General features: G+C 45.4%; 8 protein-coding genes. 7 read left to right on the top strand and 1 reads right to left on the bottom strand.

What is annotated here, in order from left to right:
- Positions 1 to 42 precede the first annotated feature (42 nt).
- Both AABK39_RS19840 and AABK39_RS19835 read left to right on the top strand, forming a co-directional pair.
- On the top strand, positions 43 to 2,430 hold the full coding sequence (locus AABK39_RS19840; protein ID WP_338395047.1) for an ABC transporter permease: 2,388 nt from the start codon (positions 43 to 45) through the stop codon (positions 2,428 to 2,430).
- Positions 2,431 to 2,485: 55 nt separating this feature from the next.
- Entirely contained in the window at positions 2,486 to 3,769 is a 1,284-nt protein-coding gene (locus AABK39_RS19835) for an ABC transporter permease (RefSeq protein WP_338395046.1), read from the top strand.
- A 4-nt stretch (positions 3,770 to 3,773) separates the two neighbouring features.
- On the opposite strand, the gene AABK39_RS19830 is transcribed toward AABK39_RS19835, so the two are convergent.
- Positions 3,774 to 4,808, bottom strand: coding sequence for an ISAs1 family transposase (locus AABK39_RS19830; RefSeq protein WP_338391371.1), 1,035 nt, complete (start codon positions 4,806 to 4,808; stop codon positions 3,774 to 3,776).
- A 210-nt stretch (positions 4,809 to 5,018) separates the two neighbouring features.
- On the opposite strand from AABK39_RS19830, the gene AABK39_RS19825 reads away from it, so the two are divergent.
- The 5 genes from AABK39_RS19825 to AABK39_RS19805 are packed head-to-tail and all read left to right on the top strand — an operon-like array spanning position 5,019 to position 15,741.
- Positions 5,019 to 6,092, top strand: a complete 1,074-nt coding sequence (locus tag AABK39_RS19825) for an ABC transporter permease (protein WP_338395045.1) — start codon at positions 5,019 to 5,021, stop codon at positions 6,090 to 6,092.
- Between the two features lie 42 nt (positions 6,093 to 6,134).
- Positions 6,135 to 8,492, top strand: a complete 2,358-nt coding sequence (locus AABK39_RS19820; protein ID WP_338395044.1) for an ABC transporter permease — start codon at positions 6,135 to 6,137, stop codon at positions 8,490 to 8,492.
- Between the two features lie 42 nt (positions 8,493 to 8,534).
- Entirely contained in the window at positions 8,535 to 10,895 is a 2,361-nt protein-coding gene (locus AABK39_RS19815; RefSeq protein ID WP_338395043.1) for an ABC transporter permease, read from the top strand.
- Positions 10,896 to 10,937: 42 nt separating this feature from the next.
- The gene (locus AABK39_RS19810) at positions 10,938 to 13,307 is read left to right on the top strand and encodes an ABC transporter permease (RefSeq protein ID WP_338395042.1); all 2,370 of its coding nucleotides are present in this window, start codon (positions 10,938 to 10,940) and stop codon (positions 13,305 to 13,307) included.
- A 43-nt stretch (positions 13,308 to 13,350) separates the two neighbouring features.
- Complete coding sequence (locus AABK39_RS19805) at positions 13,351 to 15,741, top strand: ABC transporter permease (protein WP_338395041.1); 2,391 nt, start codon at positions 13,351 to 13,353, stop codon at positions 15,739 to 15,741.
- Positions 15,742 to 15,796: the final 55 nt, after the last annotated feature.

Below are 15,796 nucleotides of genomic sequence, written 5' to 3'. Positions count from 1 at the left end.
TTTTTTACCTAAGACCAAATACCTAATACTTAATACCAACCTATGCTTTTTTATTACCTGAAAATATCAATACGCCGGCTTTTACGCGATAAGGTTTACGCTACGGTGAACATCCTTGGCTTGGCCGTGGCCCTTACGGCTTGTCTGTTGTTGTATACCCGCATTTATAGAGAATTGGCTACGCATCTGTGGCATAGCCGTATTAAGGATGTCTCGCAGGTATTGAAATATAGCGATACGCCCGATGGTTTTCAGCCATCTTCTGGTTACATGCCTACCGGATTAGGGCCTGAGCTAAAGGAAAAGGTGCCTGAGGTGCTAGATTATGTTAGAATAGCTGATCTAAGTACCTTGGAAGGTGAGGTGACTATGATAATGCATAATGGGGTAAAAGTACCGGAGAGACGGATAATTTTTTCGGAATCAAGCCTCTTTGATGTTTTTGGATATCGTTTGTTGGCGGGCAAGGCTGACGCATTGGATAAGAAGGACCGTTGTGCGGTGATCTCCGAGGATAAAGCCATTCAGTATTTTGGCAAAGAGAATGCGGTAGGGAAGCAATTGGAGATATATTTTTCCCCTGAATACAGCGCCAAGTATACAGTGGTCGGTGTGATGGAAGAAATGGGTAATTCGTCATTGCAGGCGGATTTAATTCTCAATATCGAATCTTCCTTGCAATATCATGACGAGATGCACCGTAGCCCGCTGTGGGATAGGGGTATTGAGTCTACCTATCTTAAAATGGCTCCAGGGCATGAAGATTTTGATATACACCCGGCCACAAGCGAGATTTTTAAAAGGCATAAGAACGAAATAATTCTGAATCCTATATCTGATAAGGCGAAATTTAAACTACATGATTTTGCGGGTTCGTATTTACGCGGTGATCATTTTGGGGGGGATTTCAGAAAAGTTGGATCAACACGATACCTGTGGTTGATGGTTGGTTTATCTGCATTCTTATTGGTTCTAAGCTTATTGAACTTCACTATTTCCGTATTGGCCCGCAGTCAGAAAGACCGAATCGCAGATAGAACCAGAAGGGCTTTGGGTGAGAAAGCAAGTCAGGTGTTCGGCTTTCTGTTTGCCGAGTCTTTTACTGTTGTTTTGGCTTCCACGCTTTTGGCTTTATTGGTGGTTCCTTTTGTTAACAATTTTATAGGCGATTTATTGGACTCCGGTAAGGTGCCCGAGATCTTGTTTCCAAAGTATTCCCTTCCCCTGTTTTTGTGTTTGGTTGTAATATTTTCGGGTGTTACGGCCCTTTTTGTAGCCTTGTTTAGGTATCGTAAGGCAGGATTTGGTGTGATGGTTTCTCAACGTACCTTGTTGGTTTTTCAATTGATGCTTTTGTGTGTTGTGTTTACTTCCTCCCTGTTGTTTTTTAAGCAGATGCGCTTTGTTCAGGAGCAACCTTTGGGCTATGACGTTTCCAATACTGTATCCTTCCCATATGATAGAGCCACAACTCGTTGCGAATCTTGTGACATCGTTAGAAAAGAGGTGGAAGCCAGCCCCTTGGTAGAGGCTTTGACCGGAGGAAAGAGACTACCGCTGAAGTATGAACGGGTTAAGAGTGAGTTCGATCTTAATAATGGCGAAAAGGTTTCTGCTGTTGGCCTGAGAGGAGATGCGTCTTATATAAAAGTATTTAGGATTAAAATGTTGGAAGGCGAGAACCTTAGCTCAAGGAAGAACAAGAAAGAAGTGTTGGTGAATGAACGTTTTGCGAAGATGTCGGGATTTAAAAATCCGGTTGGAGAAACAATCACCAGTAAAGGCAAGAAATACACAATCGTCGGTGTAGTGAAAGATTTTAATGTCTATACGCTTTACCGGAGCATTCCGCCTTGTATAATCTATAATAGACCGATACATCCCGAGGCGCTCGGTTTTCGAGTTCGGTTGGCGGAAAACAATCCTGATGGCGGCCGAAAGTTTCTAATGGAAACCCTTCAAAAGCATCTGCCTAATTTTCTGAATGACAAGAAAGAGTTCGTGTTCAAAGACAGTTTTGCGGATGATTATGAAAAGGATATTCGCTTCGCAAAATTGGTATATATTCTAACGGGACTATCAGTGTTTTTGGTCACTTTGGGCTTGTTCGGTTTCACGTATTTTGTGACCCAAGCACGTACCAAAGAAATAGGAATCCGTAAAGCCAACGGCGCCACGACATTCGAGATTTTGACACTTTTTAACAATTCGATACTTAAGCAGGTACTTTTAGCCTTCGTAATAGCCGTACCAATAGCCTACTTAGCCATGGGACGTTGGCTGGAAAACTTCGCCTATAAGACACAAATGAGCTGGTGGATTTTCGCCGGAGCCGGACTGTTGGCGGGCTTGGTGGCCTTGGCCACGGTAAGCTGGCAAAGCTGGCGCGCGGCGAGTCGGGAGCCCGTGGAAGCGCTGAGATACGAATAGCCAAAGCGCCCAGATTTTTACCTAAGACCATATACCTAATACTTAAGACCACGTTATGCTTTTTTATTATCTGAAAATATCCATCCGCCGGCTTTTGCGGGATAAGGTTTACGCTACGGTAAATATTCTTGGTTTGGCTCTGGCCCTGTCCGTTTGTACCATTCTTTTTAATTATGCCTATAAGGAATGGAAAACGGACCGGCAGTATGAGAATGCGGAAAATATCTATTGGTTATTGCGTGATTATGAAACAGCTGTCAGTGAGTTAAGTCCCTATCACCGGCGGTTTATAGCGGATAGCCTGTTGGCCCGACACCCTGAGATCGTGCGTGTAGGCCGAGCGCGTGTTGCGAGTCTAAGGCTGGTTGAAGATTCGGTGGGTATTGATGCCTTTGAAAAATATGTGGCGGCGGACAGGAGCTTTTTTGAAATGTTTGGTTTTTCCTTGCTCCAAGGTACGTTATCCGAGTTTGAGGACGATGCTCGGAAAGCGGTGATTTCCAAGTCCTATGCCGAAAAGGTGTACGGTAATCAGAGTCCGTTGGGGATGGAGCTTCCTTTGGTGTCTTTTGATAAGCATCGCTATACGGTAGTGGCGGTTATGGAAGATATACCTGAGTGGTCTAGTGTCAAGACCGATATTATCTTGACGGATTCGAAAAAAAGGAGTTCGGGGTTATTGTTGGAACTGTTGCCGGGTTATAGGATAGAACATGTTTTGGCCTCTATTCCGAAGATCAAGGCAAGCGTTAGACGAGGAGACGTGAGGTTGAAAGACCAAAAGTGGAGAAGCTATAGCCTTAAGGGACTTTATATGGAAGCCCCACACGTGTCAAATGGGATATTCCAGAGAGGTAACGGTTTTTATTTTAGGGGAATCCTTTTTGCCGGTTGTTTGGCGGTAGTTCTGAGTTTGTTGAATTATAATGTACTGAGTGTTTCCGGAAACAAACGTTATCGTTTGGGCACGGAGGTGAGGGGGGCTTTGGGAGAAAGCGGTACGGAACAGGGTCTTTTTTATTTTGTGGAAACACTTTTGCACCTGTTTATAGCGACGGTTTTCTCGGTTGTGTTGACGTATTCCAGTTACCCATTAATCAATCGGTTTGTTGGTTTCTCGGAGGTTGAGGGGTTCTATTTGGTAGACGGATTTCCTTTTCTTTGGGCTTTGTTACTTCTTTTTTGTCTTGCAGTCATGTTTGCCTCAAAACTGGTCTACAGCAATCGGGTCAAACTGGGTTTTATGAGGCGTCAAGTGGAATATGTTCAGACAGTAGGACAGGTGGTTATTTTTTGTCTTTTGCTTATCTGCGCTATGCTATACAGGGCTTGTTCATAAAGGTCTATCTATTAAAATATTGGTGAATAGAATTTATATCTGCTACGATCTCCTCTCGCATTTCATTCATATTTTCACCAGCGTTCCTTTGGATCAAAATATTCATTACAGCAGTCAAAATACATGAAACACTTTGCTGTATACCAGAGACAAGGCTCCTTAACCCGTCCTCTCCGAAGTTCGTATCCCTCATATTATTGTTTGCCTCTACGGACCAGTGTCCCCTTACGGCGTTAGGCAAGTTGTATTGATCAATAAGACCGGTATTTATATTGCTGACGTAGTATGATGTCTCGCTTGATGTTTTTCCTGTTTTAACGACTTTACGGGTACGGTCTACCCGTATGAAGCAGCTCATCCCCGTATTCGACCAGCGACGCTCCAAGCATCCCGTTTCCACCGGGTAGGTCCGGTATATTCTTGTTTCGATCCTGCCATGGCCCTTTTCGACGGTCTTTTTATAATCCAAACATTCTGATCTCCGCTCCATGTCTCGAAGGTCTTCACGGAGTATTTTCTGGTTCCCTTTTATTTGTGAAAGGTAGACGCCCCGTTTTCCATGGATTCCCTCCAGTAACCCGGAATTATTGTGAAGGGCATCCATCGTATAAGCCGTTCCCGAAAGACCGGATTGAGTTTCAAAATATTCGTCGACAATACCCCGCTCGGAGTCTTTGGTACCCGAATAGTAGCCTACAACCTTGCTGGTTTTATCTTCTTGCGCGGTAACCAGAACCACGCTTTCCCCGCGTTTGTCCCCTGAGGATTTGTCGATACTCCCCCGGAGTTCTTTACCGTCAATCGAAAACCATTGAAGAGCTTGCGGATCTATAGTTTCGTTTGCGTTAAAAGTGGTTTCAGCAACCGCCTTAAGTCCCTGTATATCTGTATCCTTCAGGATTCTTCGGAGTTGAACACGGCTCACACAACACTTACTTTTACCACCTGTGAAATCCCGCCAATAATCGTGATCCCTTTTCATTGAGCGGTGAATCTGTGAGAAATTGAGTTTTCCTCCGCTCCTGAATACGGCAAGCATAAAGCACAGTACGACAAAAGCCAGTTCGTGCTTCTTCCCCTTGGCGTTCCTGTGGTCTACAAGGCTTAGTTGTAACTGGAGGTAGTATTGATTAATTTCGTTTTTTTGGGAGCTTATCCATCAACCGCAAGTTTGTTTGTGGTAATTCAAAATTGCAATTCATGGTGGTAAGCTCCTATTTTCTCAGACGCTTTATGAACAGGCCCTGCTATGCTATATATAAAGCAGGTATGGTTTATCCACACGGAGTCAGGTTATGACCTTGGGGACTGCGTATATGTTTCCGCTCCGGAAAGTGTGTCTGGAAAGTTTGAGTCGCCATATATGGATGAGATAAAATCAGATCCTTTTATTCAGGACTATGCTTTGGCTACTCCATTGCCGGTGAGTTACAAGGCTAACAGTATATCAGGAAAAGTATGGACAAAAGAAAATAAGGAGAGCGGGGTTAAGGCCTCATTCCTGTTTGGTGATGCCCGGTTTACGGATTTTTATGGGATGGAAATTTTACAAGGGAGCAATCTAGACATGGGTGTGTCTTCACAGATAAACAAAACCCACCAAATCAGGGCGCTAGTTAATGAGGAGCTGGTTCGACGCCTAGGTCTCTCCGAACCTGTGGGGGCTTTGTTCTATAATGGTGGGGAAGTATACGAGATTGTGGGGGTGGTTAAGGATTTTCATATCAGTTCGGTATACGAATCGGTAATACCAGTGGTAATTTCACCTGAATATAGGATACCTGGCGGTTCTGGCAGGATTGTGTTAAAGATAGAAGAAGGGCACAGGACGGCAGTGACCGAACGTTTAAGGGATTTGTACCTAAAGTATCGAGGATATCCGTCGTTGTTTGAAATCGAGTTTTACCAATTTTCAGACGTTTATAAAGCGGATGTCCGTTTCGGAAGGATCCTCGCTCTTTTCACCGCCCTCGGCCTCTTTATAGTATGCCTAGGCCTATTCGGCGTCAGCTACTTCACCGCCGAAACCCGCACCAAGGAAATAGGCGTCCGCAAAGCCAACGGAGCCACGACATTCGAGATCCTCAGGCTTCTGAACAGCTCTACTTTAAAGCAAGTGGCGGTAGCCTTTGTAATTGCAGTCCCGATAGCCTACTACGCCATGGGGCGTTGGCTGGAAAACTTCGCTTATAAAACCGAAATGAGCTGGTGGATTTTCGCAGGCGCCGGACTGTTGGCGGGCTTGGTGGCCTTGGCCACGGTAAGCTGGCAAAGCTGGCGCGCGGCGAGTAGGGAGCCCGTGGAAGCATTGTGCTATGAATGATTTTTTACCTAAGACCAAATACCTAATACTTAATACCAAACGATGCTTTTTTATTATCTGAAAATATCGATACGCCGGCTTTTGCGTGATCGGGTATATTCCGTGGTTAACTTGATGGGTTTGGTCTTGGCATTTGTTGCTGGGCTTATGCTTTTTGGCTATGCGTTTCAGGCTTGGAGGACAGACAAGGGGCTATCGAATAATGAACAGGTCTTTCATTTATTGGTAAAAAGCGAGGAACAGGCGCCGTATTGGTATAGCGGAGCGCCATATTTTTTGTCTGAGACTTTGGCTGGGGAATTACCGCAAATTCAAAATTACACTAGGCTCAAAGAGGAACAATTATATCTGAACCGAGCGGGAGGAAAGGAACGGTTCAAAGGAAAAGTGTATTCTACCGAGCGGAGTTTCTTTGACATTTACCGCTTTTCACTTCTTGCGGGGAGCTTTGGTGAGTTCGAGCATTATTCCGGAAAAGCGGTGATCTCGGAGCGAATGGCCAAACGTTTTTTTGGCGACGCATCGGCTATAGGTAAATTCTTGCCACTAAAGGATAATGAGGATAATCGCTACCAGGTGGTGGCGATTATGGAGAATGCCACTTCCCGTTCCAGTTTGCAGGCGGATATTTTGATCACGTTTCCAAAGACGTCCAACGAATTCGCTTACAGGCATAAGGTGGAGACATCGTTGTTGTTAGCCAAAGGCACGGATTCGGATGCGTTGGTTCAGGCTATACGGAATATCCGGTTAAGGGAAGGAACCGAGCGGGTGCGAAAAGAACGGTGGACTTTGTTGCCGTTTGAGGATTTGTACCTTTCCGATTTATCCATTTCCGGATTTCGAAATAGGGGAAACAGGCTTTATGTGATCGGTACGGTGGCGATAGGTGTTTTTGTCTTGGTAATCGCGCTGTTGAACGTTGCGGTATCTCGGTCTGTGGATAGCGAAAAGCGTCGCACTTCGGATAAAGTACGGGCTTGTATGGGGGAAAATAGAAAAGAAGCTTGGTTATTTACGGTTATTGAGCTGGGTTTATTGGTGTCGGTGGCGGGAGCTTTGGCTTTGCCGATGGCTACATTCCTTTATCCATGGGTTAATCGCTGGATCGGATTTTCGGAAATAGACACGTTGGCGATAGACGGAAGAATGGCGGTGTTTTATGTGTTGTCATTAATAGTATGCGTATTGATATTGTTTATTTCTTCGAGACCATTTTTAAGAAGAAAATACAGTTTACATACTGCGCTACAATTGGTGGCGGGAATTGCGTTGCTGATTTCATCCGGTATTTATTTGAAACAGATTGGTTTGATGGAATCGTCTTTCGACTTCTTTAAGGAAGGAGAAAGGATCGCTTATTTCAGGCTACCCCACCATAATAAGGATTTGGACGCGCCAATTACCCTTCCGTGGCGACAGGATTTGGACATGATTCCAGAAGTGAGAACAACGGGAAGGGCGACCGTCTTGCCGTTGCGTTTCGGAGGAATAAGGCATGTTGAATTGCGTACGAAAAACGGCCCTGAACAAACCGTACAGGCTGTCCGACTTACGGGTGATGATAGATTTACGTCGCTTTACCATTTGGAACTGTTGCGTGGTCGGGCTCTGAACCCGGCTACTTTCCCGAAAACTAGAAGAGAGAAGTACTATTCCGATTCACCGAGAACGGTTGAGGTCTTGGTCAATGAGATGTTAGTTAAGCGTTTGGGATTGGAAGATGCCCCCCTTGGCCGACAGTTAAGACTCAAGAAAGGCGATACCAGTTTCAAAATCGTGGGCGTATTACGAGATTTTCATTTTGCCCCGATCCATATGCCAATTGAGCCGGTATTCGTATCCGCTGAACAACTGGATCTGCAAAACGTAATGCTCGCCCGGATACCAGCCAAGCAAGTTCCAAAAGCGAAAGAGTCATTACGGAAAATTTATAACAAATATGACCAAGGAAAATCACCGGCCTTTTCCCTAAGGATATTGGAAGGAGGCGATTACTATAAAAGCGAGTTACGTTTTGGGAAGATATTGACCGTTTTTACTTCACTTGGAATGTTAATCGTAATGTTGGGCCTATTCGGCGTAAGCTACTTCACCGCCGAAACCCGCACCAAAGAAATAGGAATCCGTAAAGCCAACGGAGCCACCACTTTCGAAATCCTCAGACTTCTGAACAGCTCGACTTTAAAGCAAGTAGCCATGGCGTTTATCATCGCAGTCCCAATAGCTTACTACGCCATGGGGCGCTGGCTGGAAAACTTCGCCTACAAAACCGAAATGAGCTGGTGGATTTTCGCCGGAGCAGGACTGTTGGCGGGCTTGGTGGCCTTGGCCACGGTAAGCTGGCAGAGTTGGCGCGCGGCGAGTCGGGAACCAGTGGAAGCACTGCGCTATGAATGATTTTTTACCTAAGACCAAATACCTGATACTTAAGACCAGACTATGCTTTTTTATTATTTGAAGATATCATTCCGCAGGCTTTTGAGAAACCGAGTTTATTCCTTGGTAAATATCCTAGGGCTTGGCTTGGGACTGAGTGTTTCTTTGTGGCTATTTAATTACGCCTATAAAGAGTGGCAAACGGACCGCTGGCAGAAAGGAATGGAAAGGGTTTTCCGGCTAGGAGAAGTTTATAAGCCTACAGGCAGTAGAAATGTGGGAACAGGTTATTGGGTCATTGAGGGTTTGAAGGACAGATTTCCGGGGCTTAAGGTTGGCCGACTGACTCAAACCAAAATGCCTATCCACTTTGAAGAATCGGAAGCGAATAAAAAAGATGACAGAGGGGTCTTTTCCGCAGATTACGGCTTTCTGGAGGTTATGCGCTTCAAACCTATTCTGGGCAGTATAAAAGGTTTTGGAGACCGTCCAAATCAGTTGGTGCTTACGGAGTCCGTAGCCAAGCAGTATTTTCCCAACGAGAGTCCTATCGGGAAGAAAATAATGACTTACTATAGTACGCTGGAGACTTCTTATGAAGTATTGGCGGTTATCCCTGACTTTCCCGAATGGTCCAGTTTGCGGGCAACAGCTTTTATTCCGTTACGGAAACCTAAGCAAAGGAACACGTCAGCAATTAAGACCGTTTTCGAAACCTACATTGAACTGCCGGAAGATCTATTGCTAGAAGATGTGTTTTCGGCAATAACTGAGTGGAGAAAACAGCGGCACTCAGGTGAAGAAATGTCTAAACAAGAGGCCTTTGGCCAAGAATTTTACGATATGTACTTTGGCTCATCGGATACGCGTTCATTCCGAACTACTGGGTCCCGGTTTTATACTTTGGGAATGCTTAGTCTCGGAGTCTTAGTCTTGGTGCTCAGTTTACTTAATTATAGTATAATCACCGTTTCTAGTATTGGCTTGGCGTATCGGCGTACTGAGATTCGCCGGTCGTTGGGAGAGTCAAGGCCGTTATTGATTGTGTCTTATGCGATTGAATCAGGGACGAACCTGGTTTTTGCCAGTTTGGTGGCTATCGCATTAACGGTCTTTTCTTACCCGTTTGTGAACCGGATTCTGGACTTTTCGGAATTTGATTATTTCCATATGAAGCCCACATTTCTATATCACCTATTCGTCCTTTATAGTATTTGTTGGGCAATAATGCTTGTTGTAGTCTGGGTTGGCGAAAAAAGGATCAAGGGTCTAAGAACATTTGGAAAAAGCCAAGTGATACTTCAGTTAATCACTGTTTGTGTACTATTGATTTGTTCCGTAGTCTTTTTGGCTCAGCTTGATAAATTAAGACGGGAGATGGGCTTTGCCCCTGAAAAATGTGCGGTGGTCTATTTTTCTGAAAGAGCGTATAATAAAGATCATTCGGAGGTCCCGTTCATGCAAGCCTTGCGCAAGGATCCGTTGGTTCTATCCTGTGCTTCCGGTATAATGATTCCCAGAACCACGCCTTTTGCCAGTAATTATAATTTGACGGATAATCCGGACCGAAAAATTAGCGCGGCCTGCTTGGTTGGAGATCAAGGCTATATTTCCACGTTGGGAATAACAATACTAAAAGGAAAAGATATAAATCCGCAAAGGATTCGTCGAAGTAGGGAAAGCAGAAATTTTCAGGCTGTTATAAACGAAAAAATGGCCAAGGCCTTAGGTATTCACGATGATCCTATCGGAAAAAGGTTCGAGGGAAAATGGATTGATAAGAGTGATGATCGGTTTGAGATCATCGGGGTGGTTAAGGACTTCCAGCACACTTCTTTTTTGAATACGGCCGGTCCTGCGTTTATTACCGATTGGAGGCATATGCACCCTGGAAGTCTCATTATCAAATATGCCCCCGGTACTTTTGAAAGACTCCGAGAAAGGGTAATAGCGTTACATCAGCAATATTATGAAGGGACTCACCGGGATATTGAGCTGGAACCTTTTTCCCTTAGTTCGCTCCACAAAAAGGAAGTGCAGTTCGGAAAAGTATTATTTCTCTTTACCGGTATAGGCCTCTTTATAGTATGCCTAGGCCTATTCGGCGTAAGCTATTTCACCGCCGAAACCCGCACCAAAGAAATAGGCATCCGCAAAGCCAACGGCGCAACCACATTCGAAATCCTCAGATTTTTGAACAGCTCGACTTTAAAGCAAGTGGCGGTAGCCTTTGTAATAGCCGTACCGATCGCCTACTACGCCATAGGACGCTGGCTTGAAAACTTCGCTTACAAAACCGAAATGAGCTGGTGGATATTTGCCGGCGCGGGACTGTTGGCGGGCTTGGTGGCCTTGGCCACGGTAAGTTGGCAGAGCTGGCGCGCGGCGAGTCGGGAGCCGGTGGAAGCATTGCGTTATGAATGATTTTTTACCTAAGACCAAATACCTGATACTTAAGACCAAACCATGCTTTTTTATTATCTGAAAATATCGATACGCCGGCTTTTGCGCGACAAGGTGTACGCTACGGTGAATATTCTGGGCTTGGCTTTGGCTATGATGTCGAGTCTTCTGCTTTTCAATTACGCTTATAGGGAATGGCGTACGGACAAGTGGCATTCGGATGCGGATAATGTGTACAGGGTTTTGCAAAAAGGGGAAAAATATGTGGCAGGCTTTCCCTATGACATGTTGGATATGTTACGACAAGGGCCTCCTGAGATCTTGGATGGGGTCAGGTTGCTCCCTGTGCGTAGGATGGTTCATTATACGGATTCGGGCAGTGTGCCGGTTAAAGCAAAGGTCTTCGAAACGGAACGTTCTTTTTTTCAGGTTTTTGACTACTCTATTGGTCTTGGGGAAGTCGGGAACTTTGAGATTGGCAGTAAAAAGGCCGTAATATCAGAACGTATAGCAAAACGGTTATTTGGAGACCGGAATCCCGTTGGTCTTCAATTACCTTGGAAAGAGTCTGGTAGTAAAGGCGAAGGGCATATTGTGGTAGCCGTAATGCGGGGCCAGTCAGAAATATCAAGCCTTCAGGCGGATGTGTTTCTGACATTCAATCCCAAGAAAAAACGATCGTATGCATATGAGACATATCTGAAGTTAGCAGAAGGCGTAAACCCTGAAGAGATTCAAAACCGATTTCCGGATTTTGGACAACTCGAAGAAGTGCTGGGGCCACTGATTAGGCATAGGGGAGAGGCTTGGCGCTTACAGGCCTTTAAGGATATTTATCTAAATAGCTCGGATGTATTCTCATATTGCCGGAAGCAGGGATCGTTATTTTTGGTAGCGGGAACATTTATGGTCGGTTTACTGATCTTACTGATTGCGTGGTATAACTACGGAACGATTGCGGGAGCGATTTCCATCAAACATAAAAAGACGGATAGGCTTAGGAGATATATCGGCGAACGGACCAGAGAAGTAGTCTTGTCTCATTTCTTGGATACCGGAATTCATATATTGTTGGCTTCCTCGTTATCTCTGTTATTTCTCCCACTGTTTGATAAATATGTGCGAAGCCTTCTTGGCGACAAACAGCTTTTACCGTTTTCGTATGACCAAAACTTTGCGACTGTTTTTATCCTTACCCTCTTTTTGTTCTGGATACTGCTACTTGCCAGCAAGTATAAGATGATAACCTTCCGAAACCGTACCGTTAAGATCAAAGATTCCCGGACTGTGGTCCAGTTTGCTATAGTATTGATACTGCTGGTGTGTTCCACATTGTTTATAAAGCAATTACGGTTTATGAGTGACCATTCAGGGTTGCGGTTGGAAAATCTGGTTTTCACGAGCCTGCCGTCACAGTCAAAAATCAAAGGAGAATGGATGGAAGAGGTTTTCCGTAAGGAAATGATGGCAAGTGGCTTGGCATTAGATTATTCGATAGCCTCACCAATGCCGAATCCATATCAGGGTGCTGAAGGACAGCGGTTCCACCTTCTTAATCGATCAGAAACAAAGCTTGAAGGTGTTGCCATCCAATATGGTGATGATCGTTTTCTCAGTATTTATGGAATTGAATTATTGAAGGGAAGGAACCTGGACAAAAAAACCTTTTCATTCTGGAGATCCGAGGACCCGAACCTGAATAAACAGAGAACATCCGAAGCGTTGGTCAATAAGAAGTTTATAGAGAAAATGGGCTTGAAGGCTCCTTTGGGTAAAAAAATCGTTTGGGGCAATATGAAATTCAAGATCGTGGGAGTCATTAACGATTTTCATCACGAATCGTTTTATGGGCCGATTAAACCCTTAGTGGTGTTTCATGACCAGATATATCAGTGGGCGGACATGGCAGTTATTAGGGCTAAACCGGGCAAGGAAGAAGCTGTAGCTGAGTTTGCGAGAGAACAATTTGAGAAGCATCGCCAAGCAAAAGGTCAAATGTTCTTCTACCAAGTTTATGATATTGCTAACCTTTATCAAAGTGAGCTTTATTTCGGGAAAACACTTGCTCTCTTCACCGCTCTCGGCCTATTTATAGTCTGCCTAGGCCTATTCGGCGTAAGCTATTTCACCGCCGAAACCCGCACCAAAGAAATAGGAATCCGCAAGGCCAACGGCGCCACCACTTTCGAAATCCTCAGACTACTGAACAGCTCGACTTTAAAGCAAGTGGCGGTAGCCTTTGTAATTGCAGTTCCGATCGCTTACTACGCCATGGGGCGCTGGCTGGAAAACTTCGCCTACAAAACAGAAATGAGCTGGTGGGTCTTCGCCGGCGCCGGACTGTTGGCGGGCTTGGTTGCCTTAGCCACGGTAAGTTGGCAAAGCTGGCGCGCGGCGAGTCGGGAGCCAGTGGAAGCGTTGCGCTATGAATGATTTTTCACCTAAGACCAAATACCTAATACTTAAAGACCAAACTATGCTTTCTTATTATCTGAAAATATCCATCCGTAGGCTATTAAGAAACCGGGTCTATTCCTTAGTGAATATTCTTGGCTTGGGTTTGGGCCTGAGTGTTTCCTTGTGGCTATTTAATTATGCGTACAAGGAATGGCGAACGGACCGCTGGCAAGAGGGTATGGAAAGAGTGTATCGTTTGGGGAACGCCAGTCAGCGCCGGGCAATGCGAAGCGTCCAGATAGAGTATGGTACGTTGGACGGTCTGAAGGAACGCTTTTCGGGACTTAAAGCCGGCAGGTTCAGCAGGACGAGAGGGCCCTTGCATTTTGATAAATCAAGAGCGACTCATAAAGAAGGCGAAGCGGTATTCTCAGCGGATAAAGGCTTTTTGGATATTATGTGCCTGCGTTCCGTATTGGGGAGTTTTGATGGTTTCGGAGATTTTCCCCATCAGATTATTCTTACCGAATCGGCAGCTAGTCGTTTGTTTCCGAATGAGAACCCTATTGGGAAAAAGAAAAGGATGTATTCAGGTTCGAGGGAAAAATCGTACGAGGTGTTGGCGGTGATTCCTGATTTTCCTGAATGGTCCAGCTTTCAGGCCAAGGCATTGATTCCGATTGATCCCGATAGCCAGCCTTACACTTTGAGAAAGGTCAGTTTTGAATCTTACGTAAAGTTGCCCGAGGGTTTGGCTATAGATGACGTGGTAAAAGCGATTCCCGAAGAACGTAAACGTAAAGTATGGCCCGACTGGTCCCCCACCGGTAACGAGGGATATTTCGCCCAAGCTTATTCGTCTATGTATTTCGATTCTCAGGACGTAGCCTCCTATCGTACTTCGGGCTCTTGGTTTTATGTATTGGGGATGGTGGCGATTGGCGTATTGGTTTTGGCCCTAAGCCTGTTGAATTATGGCGTAATCACTATTTCCGGAATTGGGACGGGATACAGGCAAACGGAAATGCGCCGGTTTATGGGAGAGTCTCGGGCTCTGCGCTTCGTTTTTTATGCGCTTGAATCAGGTACGAATCTCTTCCTGTCGTGTTTGACGGCCATTTCGTTAACGCTGTTGGCCTATCCGTCGGTAAATCGCCTTTTGGATTTTTCGGAACTTGATTACTTCCATATGAAACCCTCCTTCCTGTTTCATTTAGCGGGACTGTATCTGATATGTTGGGCCTTGATGCTTGCCGTGGCATGGACGGGAGACTATTGGAACCGAAAGGAAAAAGGCGTCCGGTTGCTGAATGTTTTTGGTCAAAACCAAGTGGTCTTGCAATTGTCCGTCGCCTGTATGCTGTTGATGTGTTCCGTGATATTTCTGGCGCAAGTTTATAAGCTCAGAAACGAGATGGGCTTTGATCCAGAAAGTTGCGCCACAGCTTTTTCTATGCAGAAGATGTATGATGAAAACGGAACGGAAGTCCCGTTTATGCAAGCGCTTCGTCGTGATCCTTTGGTTCTGTCCTGTTCATCGGGAGAAATGATCCCAAAGCCTCGCAATCACACCAGTACGTTTGGTCTGGAAGAAAACCCTGATATGAGAGTCGACGCCTCTGACCTTTCGGGCGATCATGGTTATATGTCCACCTTGGGTATAGCATTGTTAATGGGTAAAAATATCGATGCGCAACGCATGAAGAAAAGTAGGAACACCCGAGTGTTTCAGGCGGTGATAAACGAGAGAATGGTAAAAGCCTTGGGCTTGGAGGGCGATCCGATTGGCAAACGCTTTGGTTTGGCGGAGGAAGGAAACGGTATTCAGGGAAAAGACCGTTATGAGATAGTCGGCGTGGCGAAGAACTTCCAGTTTACCCCTTTTCTCAGTACGGCCGGTCCCGCTTTTATCACCGATCGGCGTGACATATTGGTAGGAACCATCATTATAAAATACGCTCCTGGAAGTTTTCGGCAAATGCGTGAGAAAGTGATGGCCCTTTACCAGCAACACTATGCGGGCCGAAGTTGGCATTTCGAGCTGGAACCATTCTCCCTCAATGAATTGCATAAGAAAGAAACCCAATTCGGCAAAGCTTTATTTTTCTTTACGGGCGTCGGCCTCTTTATAGTATGCCTCGGCCTATTCGGCGTAAGCTACTTCACCGCCGAAACCCGCACCAAAGAAATAGGAATCCGCAAAGCCAACGGCGCCACCACTTTCGAAATCCTCAGACTTTTGAACAGCTCGACTTTAAAGCAAGTGGCGGTAGCCTTTGTGATTGCAGTCCCGATCGCCTACTACGCCATGGGGCGCTGGCTGGAAAACTTCGCCTACAAAACCGAAATGAGCTGGTGGATTTTCGCCGGCGCCGGATTGTTGGCGGGTTTGGTGGCTTTGTCTACGGTAAGTTGGCAAAGCTGGCGAGCAGCGAGTAGGGAACCCGTGGAAGCGCTAAGATACGAATAACCAAAGCGTTCAGATTTTTACATAAGACCAAATACCTAATACTTAAGACCAAACA

The sequence above is a fragment of the Fulvitalea axinellae genome (assembly GCF_036492835.1).
GTDB classification, from domain to species: Bacteria; Bacteroidota; Bacteroidia; order Cytophagales; family Cyclobacteriaceae; genus Fulvitalea; species Fulvitalea axinellae.
The sequence above is the reverse complement of the archived record's forward strand: the minus strand, read 5'-3'. Positions and strand labels throughout refer to the sequence as shown.